We start from the raw sequence: 23,063 nt of genomic DNA, 5'->3' as shown, positions 1-23,063 counted from the left end.
CATGATGCAGCCCGTGAAACACATCCTGAGATCCCTTTTGGTCTCCGTCTGGTTCATGTTCCTCACCTTTCCGATCATGGTGGTGTCCATCAATCCCCTGTCGAGAACGGTGTCCTTAAGATGGCGGAACATGGCCCTGGTGGGGACCTGTGCCTTTGTTCTTTCCTTTGTCTATCGCGCCCTGATGGAGCGCAAGCAAAGCCGGAGGACCGCGACCGGGGACGAGGCCGCCGAATCACGTCTGCGTCGTCTTTCGTCCCATCCGTGGGTTGCCCGGCCGGCCCTAGGCCTTTTGATCGCCGTCGCCCTGGTTTTCCCCTTCATCTTTTCATCCTACCAGACCAACGTGTTCACCACGGCGCTGATGTATGTGGTACTCGGCCTGGGGCTGAACATCGTCGTGGGACTAGCCGGACTTCTCGATCTGGGCTACGTGGCCTTCTACGCGGTGGGTGCCTACTGTTACGCCCTGCTCAATCATCATTTCGGACTGGGTTTCTGGATCGTCCTGCCCATCGGCGCCGTCCTGGCCGCCCTCTTCGGCATTCTCCTGGGGTTTCCCGTTCTCCGGCTCAGGGGGGATTACCTGGCCATCGTCACCCTGGGTTTCGGGGAAATCATCCGGCTGGTCCTTGAAAACTGGGACGCGGTTTTTTTCGGCCCCAGCGGCATTGCCAACATATCCCGACCCGGATTTTTCGGCGTTGAACTCCTGGAAAAATCCGTGCCCCACGCCATCAAATATATGTATTATCTTGTGCTTGCACTGGTTCTTTTGACGATTTTCTTTGTGGGACGGCTCAAGCATTCCCGCATCGGCCGGGCATGGATGGCGCTGCGCGAAGATGAAATCGCCTGCCAGGCCATGGGGATCAACAAGATGAAAACCAAGCTCACCGCCTTTGCCTTGGGAGCCACCTGGGCAGGCATGGCAGGGGTTCTTTTTGCTGCCAAGACAACGTTCATCAATCCGGCCAGCTTCACCTTCATGGAGTCGGCCATCATTTTATCCATCGTGGTGCTCGGCGGCATGGGTTCGATCCCCGGCGTAATCCTGGGCGCGTTTTTTCTGATCCTGCTGCCCGAATATTTTCGAACCCTGGGGGATTACCGAATGCTGGCCTTCGGCGCATCCATGGTAATCATGATGGTCTTCAGACCCCAGGGACTGATCAGCCACAGCCGGACCCGATATCGGTTCACCCCCCGGAACCCGGAGGCGGAATAAATCATGGCGACGATTCTGGACGTCAAAAACCTGACCATGGATTTCGGAGGGGTCAGGGCTCTGAACCATCTGGATCTGGACATCCGTCAGGGAGAAATCGCCGCGCTCATCGGCCCCAACGGTGCGGGAAAAACCACGTTTTTCAACTGCATCACCGGCATCTACACCCCCACCGGCGGGGATATCCGTCTTGCGCCCCCAACGGGGAAGCCCGTTCGAGTCAACGGATTCAAACCCCATGAGGTCACACGGATCGGTATGGCCCGAACGTTCCAGAATATCCGCCTGTTTCCCAACATGACCGTTCTTGAAAATATCATGATCGGCCGCCACTGCCGAACCCGTTCGGCCATCTTCGGGGCGCTTTTCCGGCCGTCGACCACCCGGGCCGAGGAAAAACAGATCGTCGAGGACAGTTTCAGACTGCTCAGCATGATCGGCCTTGAAAAGCAGGTCAATGAATTTGCACGGAATCTGTCCTACGGTGATCAGAGGCGGCTTGAGATCGCCCGAGCCATGGCCACCGACCCCTTTCTTCTGCTGCTCGACGAACCGGCTGCGGGCCTGAACCCCCAGGAGACCCGGGAGCTTGTTCAGCTGATTCACCTGCTCCGCGAAGAAAAGCAGGTGGCCATTCTTTTGATCGAGCATGACATGAAGCTGGTCATGACCCTTTCGGAACGCATTTTCGTCATGGACTACGGCCGAAAAATCGCCCAGGGCCGCCCCGAAGACATCCGGAGCGACCCGGTGGTGATCAAGGCCTATCTCGGGGAGGACAGCCATGCTTGAGCTTAACGGCGTCAACACGTTTTACGGCCGTATCCGCGCGCTGAAGGATGTTTCCCTGACCATCCGCGAAGGAGAAATCATCAGCCTGATCGGTGCAAACGGGGCCGGTAAAACGACCACCCTGATGACCGTCTCCGGATTGACTCCGGCCCGATCCGGACGGATTGTGTTTGATAACAATGCCATCGAAGCCGTGGACCCTGAACGTATCGTCCGGCTCGGAGTCTGCCATGTCCCCGAAGGACGACGGATTTTTCCCTATCTGACCGTCCTCGAGAATCTGGATATGGGGGCTTATCTCCGCAAGGACAAGGCCGGCATCCGAAAAGACCTGTCCCGGGTGTTCGAGCTTTTTCCCATTCTTGCAAAACGGAAGCACCAGGCCGGGGGCACCCTGAGCGGCGGCGAACAGCAGATGCTTGCCATTTCCAGAGCCCTGATGGCCCGGCCCCGCCTGCTGCTGCTCGACGAACCGTCCCTGGGTCTGGCACCCCTTATCATCCGACAGATTTTCGATATCATCGAAAAACTCAACCGGGAACACAACACAACCATTTTCCTGGTCGAGCAAAACGCCAACCTGGCCCTTTCCATCGCCCACCGGGCCTACGTGATGGAAAACGGACGCATCACCCTCTCAGGCAGCGGCCGGGACCTGCTTGACAACGACGCGGTCAAAACGGCGTATCTGGGAATCTGACCATCATGAACCGCCGCACCGTTCCGGAAAAATCAGAGACCGAGGCCTTCAAAAGCGACGTGATCGCAGGGATGTCGGGGGCCTGGCCCATCTGCCTGGGCTACATCCCCCTGGGAATGACCCTGGGGGTTCTGGGCCAGAAAGCCGGTCTTACCCCCGTTGACATGGGAATCATGTCCCTGTTTGTCTTTGCCGGAAGCGCCCAGTTCATCGCCGTTTCCATGATCATAACCGGCGCCTCGCCTCTGTCGATCATCATGACCGCCTTTGTGGTCAACCTCAGGCACCTTTTGATGAGTTCGTCACTGTCCCTCTTTCTCGATAAAACCCGAAAAACAACCCTCACGGCCTTTGCACACACCATCACCGATGAAACCTTCGTGATCAATTCGGAAAAATTCATTCAAGGATCGTGGACGGTCCGCCGGGCCATGGTTCTCAGCTACACGGCTTACGGTTCCTGGGTGGCCGGCACCGTCGCCGGTGCGGTGACCGGACGGTTCATCGAGGAAAACGCCTTGGGCATGAACTACGCCATGACGGCCATGTTCATCATCCTTCTGGTCCTTCAACTGAAAACACCCCTGCACGGGGTGACCGCCGCCGTGTCCGGTCTGGTCGCAGCCCTTTCGGCGCGTTTCATCCCGGGAAACGGGTATATTATCATCGGAGCGGTGACGGCGGCCACCGTCGGCCTGCTGATCCGCAGCGTCATTGAAAGGAAAAACGAATCTGATGCCTGAAGACCGCTATCTTTTTCTGGTTCTGGGTATGGGGCTGGTCACCTTTGCACCGCGCTTTTTTCCCGTGTTTTTTCTTACCGGGAAATCGCTGCCCGAAGGGTTTAAGCGATGGCTGGAGTTGATTCCCGTGGCCCTTTTGAGCGCCATTCTCCTGCCGTCGTTGGTGGTCACCCGGACGCCCATGGGCTTCACGTTCGCGTCAATCGAACTTCTGGTGGCCATACCGACCGTTGTTCTGGCGGCCGCGACCCGTTCCCTTTCGGCAACGATCATCGGAGGCATGCTGATGTACTGGATGGCGGGTAAAATCGGAGGGTGAATTGCGGCGTGAAGCAGCGGCTGTGGCCGCCGCTTCACCCGTCAATCGTGTGTGTCATGATCAATTGACCGTTCGCTTCACGTGGTTGTCGATAAAGGCCCGGACCTGTTCGACCTGGGAATCGCTCAGATCGACAAATTCGATGCAGGCCACACGTTTTTCAAGGCGACCGCCTGATCCGGTTGTTTCCGCCGGATAATCCGCCACTTTCTTGAACGGAATCCGCTCGAGACAGAAGCCGAACCCGGTGGCCAGGACATCCATGGTCAGGGATTCAAAAGCCGGTTCGTCGCCCTTGAAGTAAACATAGGAAAGGCCCGCTTCGGACATGTTGGTGATCGTGCAGATCTGGGGTGCATAGGAGTCGATCACTGCGTAGACGCCGTCATCGACCTTTTCACGGGGCATGTCTCTCTGGTCCATGGACAGGTCGCGGTATAGACCGCGCACGCTGTCGACGTGGGTGCCATGGGATTGTTCGGACTGTCTGAACCATACATTGTCGTTTTTTTTCATCGGCGCAGGAATAGGCATAGAAGACCTCCGTGGAATGATGGTTGTTCACAACGCCCAGAGCCCGTTCATGCAGCCCCGGCCCCTCTTGTTCCCCCCCCCTTGCGGGGACGACGGTATCATCACTGTAGTCTGATGTTAGGACCTATATATGAAACTTAAAGATCGATTGTCCATAGAACGAAACCCTCATTTTCATGGGGAATCCCCCCAAATATCTGGAAAAACAGGGTTTTATTTGCGAAAGTGACCCAGGGTCATTTCATAACCTATTGATATAAAAGATTTTTTATACCCCCAGACACCCCAGAGACGCTCTGGGCAACAGCGGGGAAACCCGTTGAATCAACAGGGAAAACTGATCAAAATCGGGAAAAAATCCTGAATTTTCCAATCCGTATCGGGGAAGAGGTATCATCCATGCTGTGCATTGCAGACAATATCCAGATCACGCGGCCCGCCATTGCGGAAGCCCTCCTACGATTCAAGGGTAAGGCGATCATCGACGACGTCATCGCCTGTGAACAGAAGGGGGCCTGCATGATCGACATCAACACCGGCCCACTCACCCGAAACCCCGAAGAGGGCATGCGCTTCATGGTTAAAAGCGTAGAGCAGGCCACCGCCCTGCCCCTGATGCTCGATACCGCCAACCCCAGGGCCATGGAAGCCGGTTTATCGGCGTGCAAAAATCCCGTGCTTATCAATGGTTTTTCCCTGGAGCCCCGGAAACTGGAAACGATCCTGCCTCTGGCCGTTCGCCATGGCGTTCCCATCGTCGGCTACCTTCTGAATCCGGACAGCAGCGTCCCCGCCAATGCCCAGGAACGCCTGGCCATCGCCCTTAGCCTGTTCGAGCATTGTCAGGCCCGGGGTCTGCCGCCCGAGCACCTGATCATCGATCCGGTGCTGGTTCCGCTGATGTGGGCCGACGGCGCCGGCCAGGCCGTGGAGATCCTGGACGTGATCCGCACCCTGCCCGAGCTTCTGGGCTTTCCGGTCAAAACCGTCATCGGCCTGTCCAATCTGACGACCGGCATTCGGGACAGGGCAAAAAAACGTCTGATGGAAACGACCTATGCCGCCATGCTCTGCGCCGCCGGCCTCGACATGATCCTGATGAACGTTTTTCATCAGGAAACCGTCAAAACCGCCAAAACCGCATCGATCCTCATGAAACGCGGCATTTTTTCCTGGGAGGAGCTGCCCTAGGGCAAGCGTCTGCCCTGACTGATCCAGCCTTGACGGCGTCCGATCTTTTTGTCATAACGCAGGGAAATGATACGGGAGAATCACAGGCCATGACCCGAAAGACCTTGCTCAACACTCAAAAACAGGAGATCCGCACCCTCATCACGGATCAGGGCCTTGATCCCGGCGGGTTCTCCTGGGTCGACAGCCCCAGCGGCATCCCGCCTTATCCGATGGTTTCCAGGCTGGTGTTGACCGGAACCGACTTTTTTTACGCCTTCGACATGAAGGGCCAGGTTCACTGGGCGTTTTTTTCACCGGGCCGGGAGGCCTGCATCGGCTCGGAGGTTCCCGTGACCTGGACCCTCCAGAAAGCCCGTTTTTCCGAATGGCTGAAGGATCTCACAAGGGAGCTCGATACGCCGGATCCCTGGACCGAGCCCCCTGAAAAAAACGGGGTCACCTCCTATGTGGTCGCAGAGCCCCCTGAAAAACGCATTGATCCGGTGCAGATGGCCCGGCGCCTCAACGCGCTGCTGCAAAAAGCCGACAATCCCGATGGGCGCCCGCCCGTATCCCCCATCAAACGGTATTACGGCAAGGCCTGATTGGAAATCCGAGGATTTTCCGCCGGCGATCGCTCATTTACCACATGAGCAAAAAATATTTAACACACCGGATTAAATAATAATTACAACATTGCTTCATCATTTCGAGCTTCTGCGCAACCCCATGAAAAAGCCGTGGAAATTTTCATTGTTCTGTGATAAGGCTTAAACCATTAAGGGTTGGTTATCATTGTTCACTAAGACGATTAAGGTTTTTTATCAAAAAAGACCGTTTGGGCACGATAGGGCCATGGCATCAAACGTTTTTAAAATCTTTTTTCTGGGACTGATCATCTGCTGCATGCTGCCGTCGATGATTGGGGCAAAAGAGCCTGTCGATGCGTCAGTGCCCGGTTTCGAGCCGGGACTTTCGGACCCGGACTGGAAAGAAACGGACCGCTGCGACGGTTTCGTCAGTTTCACCCGCCGGATCGAAGGCAGTGAACTCACCGCGTATAAAGGCGTCGGAATCATCGACTGCCCCATCGAGCTTCTCTTTGCCGTTCTGACCAACGTTTCCGAACACAACACCTGGGTCACCTACTGCGCCAGCGCAAGAGAACTCGTGCGGTCGTCAGACAATCACCAGTCTTTCCAGTATTACGACTTCGATGTGCCCTGGCCCCTGTCCAACCGCGATGTCGTCGTTCACTGCACCACCCGGACCAACTGGGCCGAAGGCAGAATCATCATTCAGGGGGATGCGATCAAGGAACCCCTGGTGCCCGTAAAAAAAGACCATCTGCGCATTACCGATTCCAGCCATACCTGGATTCTCGAATCCGTCTCCCCGGATTCGACCCGGGTGACCTTTCTCAGCCGGACCCTGGTCAGCGGCCCCGTTCCCGGGCTTCTGAACCGTCTGGTATCCCATGTCATCCCCGCAACCAGCCTGAGGAATCTCAAAAAACTGTCCATGGACAAATTTCAGGCTTCTTCCGAACGGCTGCTGGCCAAAAACTGCCCGAGGCCCGCGGATGCCGATGTGACCGCCCCCTGACCTTTTTTTTCTTGAATTTTTTATCCCAAAGTGTAAAAAATACCTGCTTTTAAAAAAAGTAAACCACTCTGACCACTGCCGTTTTCAAAGAGTTTTTTTCATGTCCAATCAGTCAAAAGGAGTTGAAACATGATCCACGTTGAAGGATTAACCAAGTATTATGATGATTTCTGCGCGGTGGACAAGATCAGCATGGACATCCGCAAGGGCGAAATCATCGGTCTCCTTGGACCCAACGGCGCAGGAAAAACCACGACTCTTCGGATGTTGACCGGTTATTTTCTGCCCAGCGCCGGGACCATCAGAATCAATGGATTTTCAGTCACGGAAAACCCTTTGGACGTCAAGCGAAGTATCGGTTATCTGCCGGAATCCGCCCCCCTTTACCATGACATGATCGTCTTTGACTACCTGTCCTACGTGGCGGATATCTGGGGCTTCGTGCCGGAGGCCAGGCTCGCCCGGATCCGCAAGCTCTCGGACCTGTGCGGGCTTGACGCCATCATGCACAAAACCATCGGTGAATTGTCCAAGGGCCTCAAACAGCGGGTGGGCATCGCCCATGCCATGATGAGCGACCCGGAAATTCTCATCCTCGACGAGCCCACCTCGGGCCTCGATCCCAACCAGATCGTTGAAATCCGTAAGATCATCCGGGAGATCGGGCGGGAAAAAACCATCATCCTGTCCACCCATATCCTGTCGGAAGCCGAGGCCACCTGTGACCGGATCATCATCATCAACAAAGGGAAAATCGTGGCCGACGGGTCCACCGAAAGCATCAAGCGCTCGGAGGAAGGCGGCTCGATTCTTTCGATTTCATTGAAAGACGCGATCTTCGCCGCGGTGGATGCGGAACTCAAAAGCATTCCCGCCGTATCCGAGGTAAAAAAACTCCCGTCGGACGACGAGAACATCCTGAACATCACCGTCACGTCCAAAGACAACACCGACGTTCGTGAAGCCGTGTACCTGAAAATCAAGAAGCACAACTGGATCATCACGGCCTTCTATCAGGAGACCCGTTCCCTTGAAAACATTTTCCGCAATCTGACCATGGAGAGCTGACATGCAACAGGTGAAACACATATTCAAAAAAGAATTCAAAGATTATTTCGCCTCCCCCATCGCCTATATCGTGATTTCGATTTTCCTTCTGGTGACGGGGTGGTTTTTCTTCACGACCTTCTTTCTCAACGACCAGGCCACCCTGCGGAGTTTTTTCGGCCTTCTGCCCTTCACCTTCGCCTTTGTGATCCCGGCGGTGACCATGCGGCTGTTTTCCGAAGAACTCTCGATCGGATCCTATGAGATCCTGATCACCCTGCCGGTGTCCGCATCGGATATCATTCTGGGCAAGTTCCTGGCCGGATCGGCCTTTGTGGCCGCCATGCTTGTACCGACCCTGTCCTATCCGCTGTTCATCTCTTTCGTGGGAAGCCTGGACTGGGGAACCGTCATCGGCGGCTACCTGGGCGCCCTTCTTCTGGGATCGGCCTATACGGCCGTGGGTCTTCTGGCCTCGTCCCTCACCCGAAACCAGATCATCGCCTTTATCATCGGCGTGCTCATCTGTTTTTCCCTGACCCTGGTGGACAAGATGCTGTTCTTTTTCCCGGAGTCCGTGGTCAAGGTCGTGGGCTACATCGGGGCGGACTACCATTTTCAGAATATATCCAAGGGCATCCTGGATTCCAGGGATATGCTGTACTTTGCCGGCGTGATATTCATCTGCCTCTACGGTGCGGCCCTTTCGATGACTGAGAAGGAATAAGGAGTACATCATGGCGATAAAAACCAAATCCGAAAAATTCATGAAAAGTCTCATCTACCTGGTGATTGTCGTGTTGATCAACCTGGTGGGCTTCTCCCTGTTTTTCCGGGTGGACCTGACGGAAAACAAGATCTATTCCCTGTCGGACATCAGCCGGGACGTGGTCGGAACCCTGACCGAACCCATGACGATCACCGTGTTCTTCAGCGAAGACCTGCCGGCCCCCTACAACAACACCAAGCGGTACCTCCAGGATCTTCTCAAGGAATACGAGATCAACGGAAACCGGTATTTCAATTACAGTTTCAAGGACATTTCGTCGGCCGGTGAAGAAAACGAAGCCTCCCGCAAAAATCGGGAACTGGCCGAAAGCTACGGGATCAACCCGGTGCAGATCCGCATGATCGAACAGGACGAACTCAAGTATAAAAATGCCTACATGGGGCTGGTGCTGATCCACGGGGATCTGATCGAGAAAATCCCGGCCCTCACCGATGTGGAAACGCTCGAATACACCCTGACCATGCACATGAAAAAGCTCAACAACAAGATCAGCGCCCTTCTGGGACTCTCTGAGAAAATCCGGGTGGAGCTTTACATGTCCTCGTCCCTCACGGATGTGGCGCCCTACATGAAGCTCTCCGATCTGCCCTCGATTCCCCGGCAGGTGGAATCCACGGTGGAAAAAATCAACCTGAAGACTTACGGCCGCCTGGTTTACAAACACCTGGACCCCTCTGCGGACAACACGCTCCATGAGATGGTCAAACGTCACAACGTCATGGCCCTCAAATGGAACGCCATCGGCGACAAAATCCCCGCCGGAGAAGGCGGCATCGGCCTGGTGATCAAATACAAGGATCGGTCCGTGGACATTCCCCTTTTGCACGTGATCCGGATTCCCATTTTCGGGGATCAGTATGAACTGGTCAACATGGACGAGCTTGAAGAACTGATCAACGGCGGGATCGAATCGCTGATCGACATCAACCAAAAAGTCGGGTATCTGGCCGACCACGGCACCTTAAGCCGCATGGGCCAGGGCGGCATGATGAACCAGGGCCAGTCGGATATGAACAGCTTCAACACCCTGATCGCCCAGAACTATTCGCTGAAGGACGTTGACCTGACCGAGGGCGGCATCCCCGGCGATATCGAAAGCCTGATCATTGCCAATCCCGTCGAAGCGTTTACCGATTACGATCTGTATCAGATCGATCAGGCCCTGATGGCCGGGAAAAGCCTTATCCTGTTCATAGACGCCTTCCAGGAGACCGAACAGCCGGGCCGCCAGTTCGGCTTTGCCCAGGGTCCCTCGTTCCGGCCCGTCGTGACCGGTCTTGAAAAACTGCTGACGCATTACGGCGTCACCATGGAAAACGCCTATGTTCTTGATGAAAACTGCTTCAAGCAGAACATGCCCCAGCGTTTCGGAGGGGGCCAACAAAACATCTATTTCGCCCCCCTGATTGAAAACGAGAACATCAGCAAGGATCTTGATTTCATGAAAAACATCAAGGGCCTGATCACCATGCGGTCCGCCCCGCTTTCACTGGTGGACGATCGGATCAAGGCCCATGATATCAGGGCCACCGCCTTGTTTTCATCCTCCGGCAAATCCTGGATCATGGAAAACAACATCAATCTGAACCCCATGTTTATCCAGCCTCCCAAAAACGATGATGACAAACAATCCTACACCCTGGCCTACCTGCTGGAAGGCGTTTTCCCCAGCTACTTCGACGGCAAGCCCATTCCTGAAAAACCCGTCGAAGAGTCAACCAACGAAAAGGACGATGAACCCAAGGCCGACGAGAGCAAGCCGGATCTGTCCGGCTTCGAGGCAACGGGCGGATTTCTGGCCAAAAGCAAACCCGCAAGGATTCTTCTGGTGTCATCGGCTGAAATGCTCAAAGACACCATGCTGGACCCCGAAGGGCAAAGCCCCAACGCCACCTTTATCATGAACGCCATCGATGCCGTCAACGGCAAGGAAGGCATCGCCGCCATGCGAAGCAAGAAGCAGAGCTTCAACCCCCTTGACCCCACCGAGGCCATGACCAAAACGGTGATCAAGGCGTTCAATATCGCGGGACTTCCCATTCTGGTGGCGGTCTTCGGCCTTCTGGTCTGGTGGACGCGTAAGCTGAGAAAAAAACGGATTCAAATGATTTTTCAGAAATAGAGAGGTTTTCCGATGAAAAAAGAATACATCATCCTTGCACTTATTATCGCGGCCCTGTCCGCCTACCTTATCCTGCACCGGTCGGACAGCACCCATTACACCCTGCCCGTGCTTGACGATCTTTCCGGCCGGACCGTCACCCGGATAGAGCTCAACCGGGGCGAGGCAACCCTTGTCCTTGAAAAAAACGGAAACGACTGGGTGGTGGGCCCGTCGAAACTCCCGGCCATGGCGACCCTGGCCGGCGCCATGGTCACGGCGGTCAGGGATCTGACCCTCACGGCCCTGGTGTCCGAGTCCAAAAGCTATACCCGCTACGATCTGGATGAGGCCCACCGTATCCGTGTGACGGCGTTCGCCGACGGCAAGGCCGTGCGGACCTTCGATGTGGGCAAGGTGGCCGGGTCTTTCAACCACACCTTTGTCAAAATCGACGGAGATCACCGGGTCTACCATGCCGCCGAAAACATCAAAACCGTCTTCGACAAAACCGAAAACGCCCTGCTCGACAAAAAGGTCCTGGCCTTCGACAGTACAACGGTCAACGGCCTGACCGTCAAGGACGGCGACATCAGCCTGGCCCTGGAGCGCAAACGCGACACGGTTCCGGTCGATGTGACCTCCGAAGACAACACCGAAGAAAACGCCCCGTCGCCCCCGCCCGCCGAGACCTGGGTCGACGCGTCGGGCAGCGAGAAGGACACCGACAAGGTCACGGCCCTGATCTCCCTGATCAGCCGGGTGACGTGTGAAAGCTATGTCCCGGAAAAAGCCAAAGACGCATGGGCAGGCCCCGTCATCGAAATCACCGTCAGCGCCGACAGGCTTTACACCCTGTCCGTTTTTCCCCCGGCGGATGAGACATCGTCCTTTCCTGCCGTCAGCTCGGAAAGCGCCTTTTCCTTTCTGATTCCCAGAGCCAAGGTAGACGACATCCGAAAAAAAATCGGCGACATCTGAAAACAAACGGGCCTGTGCTCGGCACAGGCCCTTTAAATATACGTCACCCCGAACGATCAGTACTTGAATTGACCGACCAGGCTGCGAAGCTGTTCTGAAAGCTCCGACAATTCCCGGGCGCTGGTGTTGACCTGGTCGCTGCTCGAAGCCATCTCCTCGGTGGATGTATTGACATCGGCAATATTTTTCGCGATCTCACCCACGGCCACGGAACTCTGGCTGACATTCTCATTGACATCCTGAATCCCACGGGCCGTCTGGGACACGTTGACGGCGATTTCACTGGTGGCCGAGGACTGTTCCTCGACGGCCGACGCGATGCCGATCACCACCTCATTGACATCGCTGATCACCTTGGCGATTTCCTCGATGTCTTTGACCGTCATCCGGGTGGTGTTCTGAATGCCCTCGACCTTGTTTTTGATATCAAGGCTGGCGTCGGCGGTCTGCTTGGCCAGTTCCTTGATTTCATTGGCCACCACGGCAAACCCTTTGCCGGCTTCCCCGGCCCGGGCCGCCTCGATGGTGGCGTTCAGGGCCAGCAGGTTGACCTGTTCGGATATTTCAGTAATGGTTTCAACGACCTGGCCGATATCCAGGGCCGCTCTGCCCAAATGTTCCATCTGGACGGACGCGTCACCGGCCTTGCGGGCGGCATCGCCTGAGATCGTCCCGGCTTTTTCGGAATTTCTCGCGATTTCGTTGATGGTGGACGACATCTCTTCGGCCGCCGTTGCCACCACATGGGTGTTGGTCGTCGATTGTTCCATGGCCGCCGCCACGGTGCTCATGTTGGAACTCAGCTCTTCGGTGGCGGCGGACACCGTGCCGGTCCGGCTCTGGGTATCCTTGGCCGCCCGGGTCATCTGGGTGGAAATGGCCGACAGTTCGGTGGATGAGGATGAAATCGTCTCGACACTCCCGGCAATCTGGCGAATCAGCCCCTGAAGTTTCTCGATAAAGGTGTTGAACCACGTGGCCAGATCACCCACCTCGTCGCGGGTCAAGACCGGCAGGCGCATGGTCAGATCCCCCTCGCCCCGGGCGATATCCTTGAGACCGGCCACCGCCGCCTTGATCGGATTGACGATGCTCCGGGACATGAAGAGCACGCCGACAAAAGTCAGAACCGCAACCGCCAGGGCGATCAGCACAATCGAGTTGCGGATGAACACCGCCGCCCGATCGAATTCATACACGTCCTGGGTCACACCGATCGACCAGCCGTTGATGCCCACCGGGGCAAAGCCTGCAACTTTTTCAACCCCTTTGAAAACATAGGGTTCAACCCCGCTTTTTTCGCCGGTCATCCGGGCGGCGATGCCTTCCATCCCCGGAACCTTGGTCACATCCACCTTCAGGATGAAGTCGGCATTGGGATGGGCGATGGCCACGCCGTTACGGTTCAGCATAAAGCCGTACCCGGTCTCACCGACCGTTCGTCCGGCGATGATATCGGTAAAAAACTCCGCCCGGATCGTAAGGCCGAAGACCCCTAAGAACTTCCCCGTTGAGGACATGATGGGGGCGATGGCTCCAGTGACGGGTTTACCGGTGGCCTTGGAGATCAACATATCATCGAGACGAGCCTCACCGTTTTGTTTGACCGCCCGCAGGGTTGGGTTGGAACTGATGTCTATCCCCTTGTACTCTCTTCCGTCCTGAAGAACCCCGGTATAGATCATTCCGGCGGCATTGGTGATGAACAGCCCCTGATAGTGATTGTCCAGGCCTTTAAACTGGGCCGTGAGATCCTCGAAGACGTCCCTGATCTGATCGGCCGCCCCGTCGATCCCCACCCGATCCACGGTCTCGGCCAGAGCGACCATGCGTTTCTGGGCCGCAAACGTCCTGGCCTGATGCAGTTCAAGATTCAGCAGATAACGGGTAAACCGGGCCAGATCCTCGGCGATGCCGTGAACCTGGGCACGGGATATCTCGGACAGGGCGTTTTGGGATCTGAAATAGGACAAGGCCCCCACGATCGAAAGGGGAATCAGGGCGAGAAGAATACCGGAGACAACCAGCTTGAACGCAATCGAACGCGTGTTGACCTTCATGACACACTCCTTTTTTCTTTCAGATAATCGGATCTTGTTTTTTACGGCATGGAGGGTGATGACCATGTCGACCATCAGGGTTCCGGTAACTCTTATCGGACTCGCGGTGGAGAATCTTGAATGAAAAATCACCGGAAGCATGGGGTTCCGGCCCTGCCTGGGACCAGGCAGGGCCGGGAAGGGTTATCACATGATCAGGTCGATTCGGGCGAGATGCGTTTGTTGGCGTCCCACATCTTCGGCGCTTTGGGCAGAAGCGGCAGGTATTTGAACCAGGCGTGGGTTTTCAGGTGCTCGGGGTCCATCTGGAGTTCACGGCTGTGATACAAAATGGGCGGCACCAGGGTCTTGATGTCCTGATCAAGATCTTTGGCGATGGTATACGATGCGGCCCGGATGGCCGACTCCACCGCCTTTTGGCTGTACTGCTGGGACGAGGTCAGGGTGGCCAGGGCCTTGGTGGGGTTGTGGAAACCCACGCTGTTCTCCGCAGACACCAGATCCCAGAAAAACTGGCCCTTGCGGCACCATTTGCGGGCCTCGATCATCAAGGCGTCATAATCGGCCGGTTTTTCACCCGTAAATTCGTGGGCCATGCGGATGGCTTCGTGGGCCTTGACCGAGATGTCCTGGGCGATCAAAAGTTCCTTCCAGACCTTGTGCTGGGTGTAAAGCACCCTCTCCTTGAGGAATTCCGGCGTCTTGTCCGTATGGCACTGGCGGCAGGCCTTCATCTCGGGGTCTTTCAGGGGAGAGGTCCAGTGATGGTTTGAAATCTTTTTCTTGCCGTCCATGCGCGTGTAACTCATGTGGCAGTCGGCACAGGACACGCCCGCCGCCCCGTGGACCCCGTTGTGCCAGGTTTCGTACTCGGGGTGCTGGGCCTTGAGCATGGGGGTCCTGGACACAGGATGGGTCCAGTCCACGAAATAACCCTCAAATCCGGGGGTTGTTGTGTCGCCCCGATCGGAATAGTATTCATAGATCTCTTCGGGGTCTTTACCCTTTTCCCAGGGGAACACCGGTTTCTTGGCCGGGCCGAAGCCCTTGTCCTGGAAATAGTATTCCACATGGCACTGGCCGCAGACCAGGGCCCGCTGCTCGTTTCGGTCAATGGTCTCGAAGGTCTTCCCCTCGGCGGCCAGATGATTTTTCAAAGGATCGCTGTAAAGTCTCAGTTCCATGGTTTTCGGATTGTGGCAGTTGGCACAGCCGATGGTGTTTTCATCCGGATCCACCTGCTCGCGGAATTCATTGAAATCCCGGGCCCAGAAGTCGTCGCCGTATTCCTTGAGAAAATCGTTCATCTTGGCGGTCTTGCAGTTGATGCAGGTGGCGGGCATCTGGCCTTTTTCGGCGTACAGGTTGATCCGGTCGATGTGAAGGTTGTCCAGAAGGGCGTACGTATGACCCCGGGCGGCCTTGTATTCGTAGCTGAACGGATACCCCAGCCAGAGATTCTTCAGATAGGGCTGGGCGTATTTGTATCCCTTGGGAAGCGGGTTGACGTTGTCATGCTTGTCGTAGGCCACGGACCCGCCGTATTCGGTCATGATCTCCGTCTCGTTGTTCCGAAGATAGGTTTCATAATGAAGGGGAAACAGCTTTTTAAACACGGAGTTTCTGATTTCATCCTCGGCAAGATCGGTGTCGTACACCGGGGGCACGGGTTTTTCCGCCTTGGAACAGGCGGCAAACGCGACCAAAACGATCGCGGCCAGACAGAGGGTGAGAGAAAACAATCGGCGTGAATCAAGCATCGGCGGCACTCCTTTTCGCAACGGGGGTTTTCGGACTGTGGGGGACATGACGGTGACAGTCGGTGCAGCGGTCCTTGGACAGCATGTTCACCTCCTTGATCACGGAGCCGTGACAACGCAGGCAATTGTTCTGGATGACCGTCAGGGTGGTCTCGTTCGGATGAATCAGGTCAGGGACGTTGTAGGTGACGGTTTTGTAGACGTCACGGGCCCCCTCTTTGGTTTTGAACGGGATTTTGGGAATCAGGTTGTGGGGGGCATGGCATTCGTTGCAGGCGAACTGGGCGTGAACCGAAGTGCTGTGGGTCAGCGCCGCCTCGGCCATGGAATGACAGCTCCCGCAGAAGGCCGCCGAATCCGTCGTGTGCATGGCAAAGGATGCGGCCAGGGTGACGGCGATGCCCGCTGCAAAGGGGATCAGAACAAAGGTCCATCGTCCGCGCCACGGTTTTTTCCACCAAAAAGACATGGTTCCTCCTGAGGTGTGACGGTGTCCCGAAACCCTTGCTCGGACGCGGACGATAAAGAGGGCCAAACGTCCGGAACCGCATCAGGCAACGGTACCATTAATAATCAACATGGGTTTGTTTTTGCATAAAAGGGGTCAGTCAATGAAAAGAATGCGTGGATTATAACGAATCATGCGCACGATTTCAACCGGTTAATTGGAAATGATTCAGGCAGAGCGGCCCGGCAGGACAATAAAAAAAGCCTCAGGGCCGATCGTTTCCGTAAAACGAACGCGTTCTTGTGTCATGAATGCCGGCGCCCGACGCGTCGTTACGATAGGTCCGCTCGACAAAGGTCCCGCCGCCCCGGGCATCGAAACGAACGACGGCCGACGACCGGGTGCCGTAGGTGTCGCCGGCAATGAAGATCGGCGCAAGCATCCTCTCCCAGGCCAGGCCCACGCCGGTGTCCGGCAGATCCCGGTCGTCGGGAAGCGTGTCGTCGGCCATCAGGTCCAGCAGATGATCGGTCGACGCATCCCGGTACCGTCGAATGATCCGTTCGAACGCGCGCTTCCCCCGGTCGACCTTGGGCCAGGACGTATCCAGAAAGGCGTTGCTCAATCCGTACGTGCCCGGCGAAAGAGACCGGATTTCCCCGCCCATGTTGGAATAGTAGAACAACGATGACGCCTTGCCGGTCAGACAGCCGACCAGAAGGTTGAACCCGTTGAAGGCGGCCGCCGAAGGGCGGATGCTTTCGAGGTAGTCCTTCGGAGCCTTTCCGCCTGCAAGAAAATCACGCACCAGAAGTCCCCGGGAGGGTGCGGCGGCCTTGATCAGTGAGGGGGCCCTGTAATTGGTGATGGCGGCAAAGCGGCCGGATCGGGTCACGCCCATCCAGGTTCCGTTGTTTTGAAGATCCCTTCCGGCAAGGATTCCTTCAAAATCGTCCCAGAAATCAAGGGGCTGTGTGGCTCTGTGGTAAAATTCATCCCGGTTGGCGGCCACCGTCAGGGGATAATCGGCATCGGTCATGTATGAAAACAGAATCAGGCACATATCAATCGTTGTCTTTTCCTTGCGTTTTTGTTATTCTCCCGGATTGATGTTTACCAGATTTTTGAATGATAACAAAGGTTTTATATATAATTTCAATCAAGGAGGATCAACATGAGAGATGTTGTCATCGTAAGCGGTTCACGTACAGCGGTCGGCGCCTTCGGCGGCGGCCTGAAAAGTGTCGAGGTGATTGATCTTGGTGCGGCGGTCATGAAGGAAACCTTGAAAAAAGTCAACCTGAAGCCCCAGGTCAGCGCCGAAATGAAAGAGATCTACCCGGATGCGCTCAAAGATCAGGGCATGGTCGAACTGGAATCCAAAAATCAGGACTGGAACGATTCGGCCGCGCCGGTGGTCATCGATGAAATCATCATGGGTAACGTGCTCCAGGCCGGCAAGGGCCAGAACACCACCCGCCAGGCCATGATCAAAGCCGGTTTCCCCAAGGAAACCCCCGCGTACACCGTCAACAAGATCTGCGGGTCCGGCCTCAAGGCCATCGCCCTCGGCGCCACGGCCATCATGGCCGGTGAGGCCGACGTTATCCTGGCAGGCGGCCATGAAAGCATGAGCAACGCGCCCATGGCGCTTCCCAACGCCCGCTGGGGCCACCGCATGGAACTGACCGGCGTGGGTCAGGTCTACGACCTGATGGTCTACGACGGCCTTTTTGAAATATTCTACGGCTACCACATGGGCATCACCGCCGAGAACATCATCGCCAAATACGGCATCTCCCGCGAAGAGCAGGATCAGCTCGCTCTTTTGAGCTATCAGCGCGCCATGGCCGCCATCAAGGACGGCTCCTTCAAGGACGAGATCGTGGACATCGTGATCAAATCCCGCAAGGGCGACACGGTCTTCAACGTGGATGAACGGCCCATGGAAACCACCCTCGAAAAACTGGCCGCCATGAAACCCGCCTTCAAGAAAGACGGTTCCGTCACCGCCGGCAACGCCTCGGGCATCAACGACGGCGCCGCCTCCGTCCTGATGATGACCGCCGAAAAAGCAAAAGAACTTGGCCTTGAACCCATCGTCAAAATCAAGGGCTACGCCAGTGGCGCCATGGACCCGGCCTACATGGGCTTAGGTCCTGTTCCCGCCGTTCGCAAGGTTCTCAAACGCACCGGCATGACCGTCAGCGATTTCGACATGATCGAACTCAACGAAGCCTTCGCGGCACAGGCCATCGGCTGCATGCGTGAACTGAACATTCCGGTCGAAAAACCCAACCAGGTGGGCAGCGGGATTTCCCTGGGTCACCCCATCGGATGCACCGGTGCCCGCCAGATGGTCACCGGCATGTACCTGATGCAGCGGAAAGGCTACAGTACCGGCCTGATCTCCATGTGCATCGGCGGCGGCATGGGCATGGCCATGGTCATCGAACGATAAGATAAAAAAAAGCCGGGGATGGGCCCGTCCATACCCCGGCTTTTCTTACCGTCCCCGGACGTTCCGATCCCCATGTCCGGACTGCCGAAAATCAATTCACATTTCAAGTGATATTATCGGGTTACCGCCCCCTTGGGAAATCATGATTTTCCCATAGTTTTCTCTTTACTTGGAAGAATTGGCTTGTTAAACAAGGTAGGTTCATGCATGGGATAAAACATGTTTTCGAGGCGTTTCACACACCCCCCCGAGATCGACAAAACAAGGAGACGATGAGCATGGGTATATCACAAAAACTGGGAATCCTGATTTTCACCGGCGTCCCCGCCATCATGGGCGGCGGAATCATCTACGGTCTCACCCACGGCTTCACGGGCGTCATCATTTATGAAGCGGCGCTTTACCTGGGCGTCGGCATCTTTTGTCTAAAAAAATAACCGTCAGTGTCACCGATTGTTTTTTCGATCAGTATCGGTCGGGTCGGCACGCCGGCCGGCGGATCGTTTTGATTATAGTGTCGTCTGATACACGTTCGAGTGCGTGTCTGGAGTAAACCCGTTATGGCAGGAACATCCCGTGATCTGATTTTATGGTTTTTTCTTGCATTGTTCGTCCTGTCGTTCTTTCTTCTGGGTAAGCTGTTCTGGCCCTTTCTGGCTGTCATCGTGCTCGCATCCGTGGTCACGGGCATTTTCTACCCCGTCTACCGGCTGGTCGCCCGAAAACTGCCTCCGGCCTATGCCTCCCTTCTGACCTGCATCCTGATTTTTTTCATCGTCTTCATTCCCCTGGTGCTGTTTATCGTCATTCTCGCCCGGGAAGCCCACGGCTTTGTCATTTACATCCGCGACGCCAACCTGGCGACCCAGATCATCGCCCTTCTGGAAAACAAGAAGGTCCTTGAACGGCTGAACGGCTTTCTGGCCAACTTCGACATCACCCTGACGTACAACGAACTGGTCAAACCCATCAGCGACCTGGGCAAGTTTACCGGCCTTTTTTTGCTCAACCAGGCCAACGCCATCGCCGGGCACCTTTTGAATTTCGTCATCAATTTTCTCCTGATGCTCGTCATCACCTACTACCTTCTCATCGACGGGAAACGGCTGGTCTGGTTTATCATCGACCTGTCCCCCCTGCCCAATGAAGAGGATGTGATCCTGTTTAAAAAATTCAAGGAAATGAGCGGCGCGGTCCTGATCGGAAACGGGCTCAGCGGTCTGATCCAGGGCGTGGCGGGCGGCATCATCTTCGCCCTGTTCGGCCTGCCCTCCCCCATCATCTGGGGAGTCATCATGGGTTTCCTGGCCTTTCTTCCCATTGTGGGCATCGGCATCGTCTTCGTGTCCGCCTCGTTCTTCATGTTTCTCAACGGACGCATGGTCGCCTGCATCGCCCTTCTGGTTCTTTATGCCCTGCTGTCCGGAGGGGTGGAGTACCTGTTCAAACCGATCCTCGTGGGGAAACAGGTGAAAATGCACGCCCTTCTGGTGTTTCTTTCGATCATCGGCGGCCTTTACATGTCCGGCATTCTGGGCATCATTTACGGCCCCCTGATCGTGACGTTTTTTCTGACCTTGACCGACATTTACAATTCAAAATACCGGGCCTTCATCGAACCGTCGAATGAGACGGCCGTCGACGATATCAACCTAATCTGACGTTTAATCGTGTAGGAGACTTATGACTGACCAGGATATCCAATCAAAAATCAGCCTCGAGAGCGAGATGAAGAAATCGTACCTCGAGTATGCCATGAGCGTCATCATCGGAAGGGCCCTGCCCGATGTCCGGGACGGCCTGAAGCCCGTTCACCGGCGTTCGCTTTACGCCATGCGGGAGCTGAAAAACGACTGGAACAAACCCTACAAGAAATCCGCCCGTATCGTCGGTGACGTCATCGGTAAGTACCATCCCCACGGCGACACCGCCGTGTACGACACCATCGTCCGAATGGCCCAGGATTTCTCCCTGCGCTATCCCCTGGTCGACGGTCAGGGGAACTTCGGCAGCGTGGACGGCGATTCCGCCGCCGCCATGCGTTACACCGAAGTCCGGATGAAGCGCATCGCCCACGAGCTTCTCGAAGACCTCGACAAGGAAACCGTGGACTGGAGTCCCAACTACGACGACTCCCTGGTCGAACCGTCGGTGCTGCCGGCCAAGATCCCCAACCTTCTGATCAACGGGTCGTCGGGCATCGCCGTGGGTATGACCACCAACATCCCGCCCCACAATCTCGGTGAGGTGATCAACGCGATCTGCGCCCTGATCGACCGGCCGTCCATCGACTGGCAGGAACTGATGGAATACATGCCCGGCCCGGATTTTCCGACCCAGGGCATCATCTTCGGCACCCAGGGCATCAAGGAGGCCTACAGCACCGGCCGGGGCATCATCCGGGTCCGGGCCAAGGTCGACATCGAACGGGATGAAAAGACCGAGACGGAAACCATCGTGGTGACCGAGCTGCCCTATCAGGTCAACAAGGCCCGCCTGGTCGAAAAAATCGCCCAGCTGATGAAGGAAAAAGTCATCGAGGGACTGCGCTATGTGCGCGACGAGTCGGACCGGACCGGCATGCGCATCGCCATGGCCGTCAAAAAGGACTTCATGGCCGAGGTGATCATCAACCAGCTGTTCAAGCACACCCAGATGCAGAACAGTTTCGGCATCATCTTCCTGGCCGTGGTCAACAACCGTCCGGAGCTCTTGACCTTAAAGGAAATCCTTGAACATTTCATCCTTCATCGCAAGGAAATCATCGTCAGGCGGACCATCTACGACCTGAGGAAAGCCGAGGAACTGGCCCATATCCTCGAAGGGTACAAGATCGCCCTGGACAATCTCGATGAGGTGGTGGCCCTGATCCGGGCCTCCAAGACACCGTCCGAAGCCAAGGACGGCCTCATGTCCCGCTTTGATCTGTCAAGCATCCAGGCCCAGGAAATTCTGAACCTGAGACTCCAGCGCCTGACCGGCTTGGAACGGGACAAGATCATCGAGGAATACGAGAACGTGATGAAGGACATCGCCTGGTACAAGGAAATCCTGGCCAGCGACGCCCTGGTGCTGAAAATCGTCAAAGACGAGCTGATCACCATCCGGAACGACTACGGAGACGCCCGGAGAACCCGCATTGTCGAAGCCAGTGCCGATATCACCATCGAGGATCTGATCGAAGAGGAAGACATGGTGGTGACCATCTCGAGCAAGGGCTACATCAAGCGGAATCCCATCACCCTGTATGAAAGCCAGAAACGCGGCGGCAAGGGCAAGATGGCCATGGGCACCAAGGACGATGATTTCGTGGAGCATTTGTTCGTGGCCTCCACCCATCACATGTTCCTCTTCTTCACCAATCTGGGGCGGGTCTACTGGAGCAAGGTCTACGAACTGCCCATGGCCGGAAGGACCAGCAAGGGCCGGGCCATCGTCAACTTCCTCAACTTCGTCAAGGACGAGAAGCTGACCACGGTCCTTGCCGTGCCGTCCTTCGAGGAAGGCAAGAACATCATCATGGCCACCAAAAACGGTCTGATCAAAAAATCAGACCTGATGGCTTACAGCCGTCCGCGCCTGGGCGGCATCATCGCCCTCGACCTGGTGCCCGGCGACGAACTGGTGGCGGCCCGGATTTCCGACGGGACCATGGACGTGTTCCTGGGAACCCGCAAGGGCAAGTCCATCCGCTTCCATGAAAGCGTCGTCCGGACCGTGGGCCGCGTATCCCGGGGTGTCCGGGGTATCAGGCTCGGTACCGGCGACGAGATCGTCAGCCTGGAAGTGCTCAGCTACGGCCAGACCCTCTTCGCCGTGACAAAAAACGGCTACGGCAAACGGACCCTGATCGACGAGTACCCGGTGCGGAACCGGGGAGGCAAAGGGGTGATTTCCATCAAGACCACGGCGCGCAACGGGAATGTGGCCGCCATTGTCCTGGTGGATGAGGACGACGACCTCATGCTGATGACCGATACCGGCAAACTGATCCGCATTGCCATCAGCGGGGTTCCCGTGATCAGCCGCAACACCCAGGGCGTTCGGCTGATCAACCTGGACAAAAAGGAAAAAGTCATCGGTGCGGTCCGCATTGCGGAGCAGGAAGAGGATGAAAACGGTGATCCCCTCACCTCTGCCGCCGTGATCCCCCCGGCGGACCTTGAACCGGTCGACGAGGAAGACTGGGACGATGAGGAGGACCTCGACGACGAGGACGACGATATGTCGGACGAAGACGAGATCGACGAGGACGATGACGACGAGTCCGCGGATTAGCGTCCGCGTCTCATTTTACATTTAATTTTTTTTAAATCACAGA

21 protein-coding genes are annotated in these 23,063 nt (G+C 56.1%); 16 read left to right on the top strand and 5 right to left on the bottom strand.

Annotated features, from left to right (window positions below; all coding sequences use genetic code 11):
* The first annotated feature begins 1 nt into the window (after nt 1).
* From livM to ACYQ11_RS05680, 5 genes are read left to right on the top strand one after another with little or no spacing between them, the layout of a single operon-like run.
* On the top strand, nt 2–1,228 hold the full coding sequence (gene livM, locus ACYQ11_RS05700; RefSeq protein WP_459922793.1) for a high-affinity branched-chain amino acid ABC transporter permease LivM: 1,227 nt from the start codon (nt 2–4) through the stop codon (nt 1,226–1,228).
* A gap of 3 nt (nt 1,229–1,231) precedes the next feature.
* The gene (locus ACYQ11_RS05695) at nt 1,232–2,020 is read left to right on the top strand and encodes an ABC transporter ATP-binding protein (protein ID WP_459922792.1); all 789 of its coding nucleotides are present in this window, start codon (nt 1,232–1,234) and stop codon (nt 2,018–2,020) included.
* The gene (locus ACYQ11_RS05690; RefSeq protein ID WP_459922791.1) at nt 2,013–2,720 is read left to right on the top strand and encodes an ABC transporter ATP-binding protein; all 708 of its coding nucleotides are present in this window, start codon (nt 2,013–2,015) and stop codon (nt 2,718–2,720) included. Before ACYQ11_RS05695 ends, ACYQ11_RS05690 begins: the two co-directional genes overlap by 8 nt.
* A gap of 5 nt (nt 2,721–2,725) precedes the next feature.
* Nucleotides 2,726–3,463 (top strand): AzlC family ABC transporter permease, encoded by a 738-nt coding sequence (locus ACYQ11_RS05685; protein WP_459922790.1) that lies wholly within the window; start codon nt 2,726–2,728, stop codon nt 3,461–3,463.
* The gene (locus ACYQ11_RS05680; RefSeq protein ID WP_459922789.1) at nt 3,456–3,782 is read left to right on the top strand and encodes an AzlD domain-containing protein; all 327 of its coding nucleotides are present in this window, start codon (nt 3,456–3,458) and stop codon (nt 3,780–3,782) included. Before ACYQ11_RS05685 ends, ACYQ11_RS05680 begins: the two co-directional genes overlap by 8 nt.
* A 60-nt stretch (nt 3,783–3,842) precedes the next feature.
* Here the strand turns inward: ACYQ11_RS05680 and ACYQ11_RS05675 are convergent, their stop codons facing one another.
* Nucleotides 3,843–4,316 carry a hypothetical protein gene (locus tag ACYQ11_RS05675; protein ID WP_459922788.1) on the bottom strand — a complete coding sequence of 158 codons (474 nt, stop codon included), beginning with the start codon at nt 4,314–4,316 and terminating at the stop codon, nt 3,843–3,845.
* Between the two features lie 399 nt (nt 4,317–4,715).
* On the opposite strand from ACYQ11_RS05675, the gene ACYQ11_RS05670 reads away from it, so the two are divergent.
* From ACYQ11_RS05670 to ACYQ11_RS05640, 7 genes are all read left to right on the top strand, one after another.
* Entirely contained in the window at nt 4,716–5,507 is a 792-nt protein-coding gene (locus tag ACYQ11_RS05670) for a dihydropteroate synthase (RefSeq protein WP_459922787.1), read from the top strand.
* 89 nt (nt 5,508–5,596) lie between these two features.
* Nucleotides 5,597–6,094: a hypothetical protein gene (locus tag ACYQ11_RS05665; RefSeq protein ID WP_459922786.1), complete on the top strand. Its 498-nt coding sequence runs from the start codon at nt 5,597–5,599 to the stop codon at nt 6,092–6,094.
* Nucleotides 6,095–6,344: 250 nt separating this feature from the next.
* A complete protein-coding gene (locus ACYQ11_RS05660; RefSeq protein WP_459922785.1) occupies nt 6,345–7,094 on the top strand; it encodes an START domain-containing protein in 750 nt (249 codons plus the stop codon).
* Between the two features lie 129 nt (nt 7,095–7,223).
* The gene (locus ACYQ11_RS05655; RefSeq protein WP_459922784.1) at nt 7,224–8,162 is read left to right on the top strand and encodes an ABC transporter ATP-binding protein; all 939 of its coding nucleotides are present in this window, start codon (nt 7,224–7,226) and stop codon (nt 8,160–8,162) included.
* 1 nt (nt 8,163) lies between these two features.
* Nucleotides 8,164–8,868, top strand: coding sequence for an ABC transporter permease subunit (locus tag ACYQ11_RS05650; RefSeq protein WP_459922783.1), 705 nt, complete (start codon nt 8,164–8,166; stop codon nt 8,866–8,868).
* Nucleotides 8,869–8,878: 10 nt separating this feature from the next.
* Entirely contained in the window at nt 8,879–11,053 is a 2,175-nt protein-coding gene (locus ACYQ11_RS05645) for a GldG family protein (protein WP_459922782.1), read from the top strand.
* A 12-nt stretch (nt 11,054–11,065) separates the two neighbouring features.
* A complete protein-coding gene (locus ACYQ11_RS05640) occupies nt 11,066–12,013 on the top strand; it encodes a DUF4340 domain-containing protein (RefSeq protein WP_459922781.1) in 948 nt (315 codons plus the stop codon).
* Nucleotides 12,014–12,069: 56 nt separating this feature from the next.
* On the opposite strand, the gene ACYQ11_RS05635 is transcribed toward ACYQ11_RS05640, so the two are convergent.
* The 4 genes from ACYQ11_RS05635 to ACYQ11_RS05620 all read right to left on the bottom strand — a co-directional run bounded on the left by ACYQ11_RS05635 (nt 12,070) and on the right by ACYQ11_RS05620 (nt 17,344).
* Nucleotides 12,070–14,073 (bottom strand): methyl-accepting chemotaxis protein, encoded by a 2,004-nt coding sequence (locus ACYQ11_RS05635; RefSeq protein ID WP_459922780.1) that lies wholly within the window; start codon nt 14,071–14,073, stop codon nt 12,070–12,072.
* Between the two features lie 194 nt (nt 14,074–14,267).
* On the bottom strand, nt 14,268–15,833 hold the full coding sequence (locus ACYQ11_RS05630) for an ammonia-forming cytochrome c nitrite reductase subunit c552 (RefSeq protein WP_459922779.1): 1,566 nt from the start codon (nt 15,831–15,833) through the stop codon (nt 14,268–14,270).
* Nucleotides 15,826–16,302 (bottom strand): cytochrome c3 family protein, encoded by a 477-nt coding sequence (locus ACYQ11_RS05625; RefSeq protein WP_459922778.1) that lies wholly within the window; start codon nt 16,300–16,302, stop codon nt 15,826–15,828. The genes ACYQ11_RS05630 and ACYQ11_RS05625 overlap by 8 nt, the downstream gene beginning before the upstream one ends.
* Nucleotides 16,303–16,546: 244 nt before the next feature.
* Entirely contained in the window at nt 16,547–17,344 is a 798-nt protein-coding gene (locus ACYQ11_RS05620) for an NRDE family protein (RefSeq protein ID WP_459922777.1), read from the bottom strand.
* A gap of 111 nt (nt 17,345–17,455) precedes the next feature.
* On the opposite strand from ACYQ11_RS05620, the gene ACYQ11_RS05615 reads away from it, so the two are divergent.
* From ACYQ11_RS05615 to gyrA, 4 genes are all read left to right on the top strand, one after another.
* Nucleotides 17,456–18,742 carry a thiolase family protein gene (locus tag ACYQ11_RS05615; RefSeq protein WP_459922776.1) on the top strand — a complete coding sequence of 429 codons (1,287 nt, stop codon included), beginning with the start codon at nt 17,456–17,458 and terminating at the stop codon, nt 18,740–18,742.
* Between the two features lie 278 nt (nt 18,743–19,020).
* Complete coding sequence (locus ACYQ11_RS05610; RefSeq protein WP_459922775.1) at nt 19,021–19,179, top strand: hypothetical protein; 159 nt, start codon at nt 19,021–19,023, stop codon at nt 19,177–19,179.
* A gap of 123 nt (nt 19,180–19,302) precedes the next feature.
* Nucleotides 19,303–20,403: an AI-2E family transporter gene (locus tag ACYQ11_RS05605; RefSeq protein ID WP_459922774.1), complete on the top strand. Its 1,101-nt coding sequence runs from the start codon at nt 19,303–19,305 to the stop codon at nt 20,401–20,403.
* A 22-nt stretch (nt 20,404–20,425) separates the two neighbouring features.
* Entirely contained in the window at nt 20,426–23,020 is a 2,595-nt protein-coding gene (gene gyrA, locus ACYQ11_RS05600; RefSeq protein WP_459922773.1) for a DNA gyrase subunit A, read from the top strand.
* Nucleotides 23,021–23,063: the final 43 nt, after the last annotated feature.

Source organism: Desulfatiferula olefinivorans (assembly GCF_054657895.1).
Note: the sequence above shows the minus strand (reverse complement) of the source record. Positions and strands in the feature narration are given on the sequence as shown.

Bases quoted from the DNA above. Each gene is read 5' to 3' on its own strand.
- ACYQ11_RS05665 (WP_459922786.1), top strand. From the start codon at position 5,597: ATGACCCGAAAGACCTTGCTCAACACTCAAAAACAGGAGATCCGCACC.
- ACYQ11_RS05630 (WP_459922779.1), bottom strand. From the start codon at position 15,833: ATGCTTGATTCACGCCGATTGTTTTCTCTCACCCTCTGTCTGGCCGCG.
- ACYQ11_RS05645 (WP_459922782.1), top strand. From the start codon at position 8,879: ATGGCGATAAAAACCAAATCCGAAAAATTCATGAAAAGTCTCATCTAC.
- ACYQ11_RS05680 (WP_459922789.1), top strand. From the start codon at position 3,456: ATGCCTGAAGACCGCTATCTTTTTCTGGTTCTGGGTATGGGGCTGGTC.
- livM (WP_459922793.1), top strand. From the start codon at position 2: ATGATGCAGCCCGTGAAACACATCCTGAGATCCCTTTTGGTCTCCGTC.
- ACYQ11_RS05660 (WP_459922785.1), top strand. From the start codon at position 6,345: ATGGCATCAAACGTTTTTAAAATCTTTTTTCTGGGACTGATCATCTGC.
- ACYQ11_RS05690 (WP_459922791.1), top strand. From the start codon at position 2,013: ATGCTTGAGCTTAACGGCGTCAACACGTTTTACGGCCGTATCCGCGCG.
- ACYQ11_RS05670 (WP_459922787.1), top strand. From the start codon at position 4,716: ATGCTGTGCATTGCAGACAATATCCAGATCACGCGGCCCGCCATTGCG.
- ACYQ11_RS05635 (WP_459922780.1), bottom strand. From the start codon at position 14,073: ATGAAGGTCAACACGCGTTCGATTGCGTTCAAGCTGGTTGTCTCCGGT.
- ACYQ11_RS05655 (WP_459922784.1), top strand. From the start codon at position 7,224: ATGATCCACGTTGAAGGATTAACCAAGTATTATGATGATTTCTGCGCG.
- ACYQ11_RS05625 (WP_459922778.1), bottom strand. From the start codon at position 16,302: ATGTCTTTTTGGTGGAAAAAACCGTGGCGCGGACGATGGACCTTTGTT.
- ACYQ11_RS05675 (WP_459922788.1), bottom strand. From the start codon at position 4,316: ATGCCTATTCCTGCGCCGATGAAAAAAAACGACAATGTATGGTTCAGA.
- ACYQ11_RS05695 (WP_459922792.1), top strand. From the start codon at position 1,232: ATGGCGACGATTCTGGACGTCAAAAACCTGACCATGGATTTCGGAGGG.
- gyrA (WP_459922773.1), top strand. From the start codon at position 20,426: ATGACTGACCAGGATATCCAATCAAAAATCAGCCTCGAGAGCGAGATG.
- ACYQ11_RS05685 (WP_459922790.1), top strand. From the start codon at position 2,726: ATGAACCGCCGCACCGTTCCGGAAAAATCAGAGACCGAGGCCTTCAAA.
- ACYQ11_RS05620 (WP_459922777.1), bottom strand. From the start codon at position 17,344: ATGTGCCTGATTCTGTTTTCATACATGACCGATGCCGATTATCCCCTG.
- ACYQ11_RS05605 (WP_459922774.1), top strand. From the start codon at position 19,303: ATGGCAGGAACATCCCGTGATCTGATTTTATGGTTTTTTCTTGCATTG.
- ACYQ11_RS05615 (WP_459922776.1), top strand. From the start codon at position 17,456: ATGAGAGATGTTGTCATCGTAAGCGGTTCACGTACAGCGGTCGGCGCC.
- ACYQ11_RS05640 (WP_459922781.1), top strand. From the start codon at position 11,066: ATGAAAAAAGAATACATCATCCTTGCACTTATTATCGCGGCCCTGTCC.
- ACYQ11_RS05610 (WP_459922775.1), top strand. From the start codon at position 19,021: ATGGGTATATCACAAAAACTGGGAATCCTGATTTTCACCGGCGTCCCC.
- ACYQ11_RS05650 (WP_459922783.1), top strand. From the start codon at position 8,164: ATGCAACAGGTGAAACACATATTCAAAAAAGAATTCAAAGATTATTTC.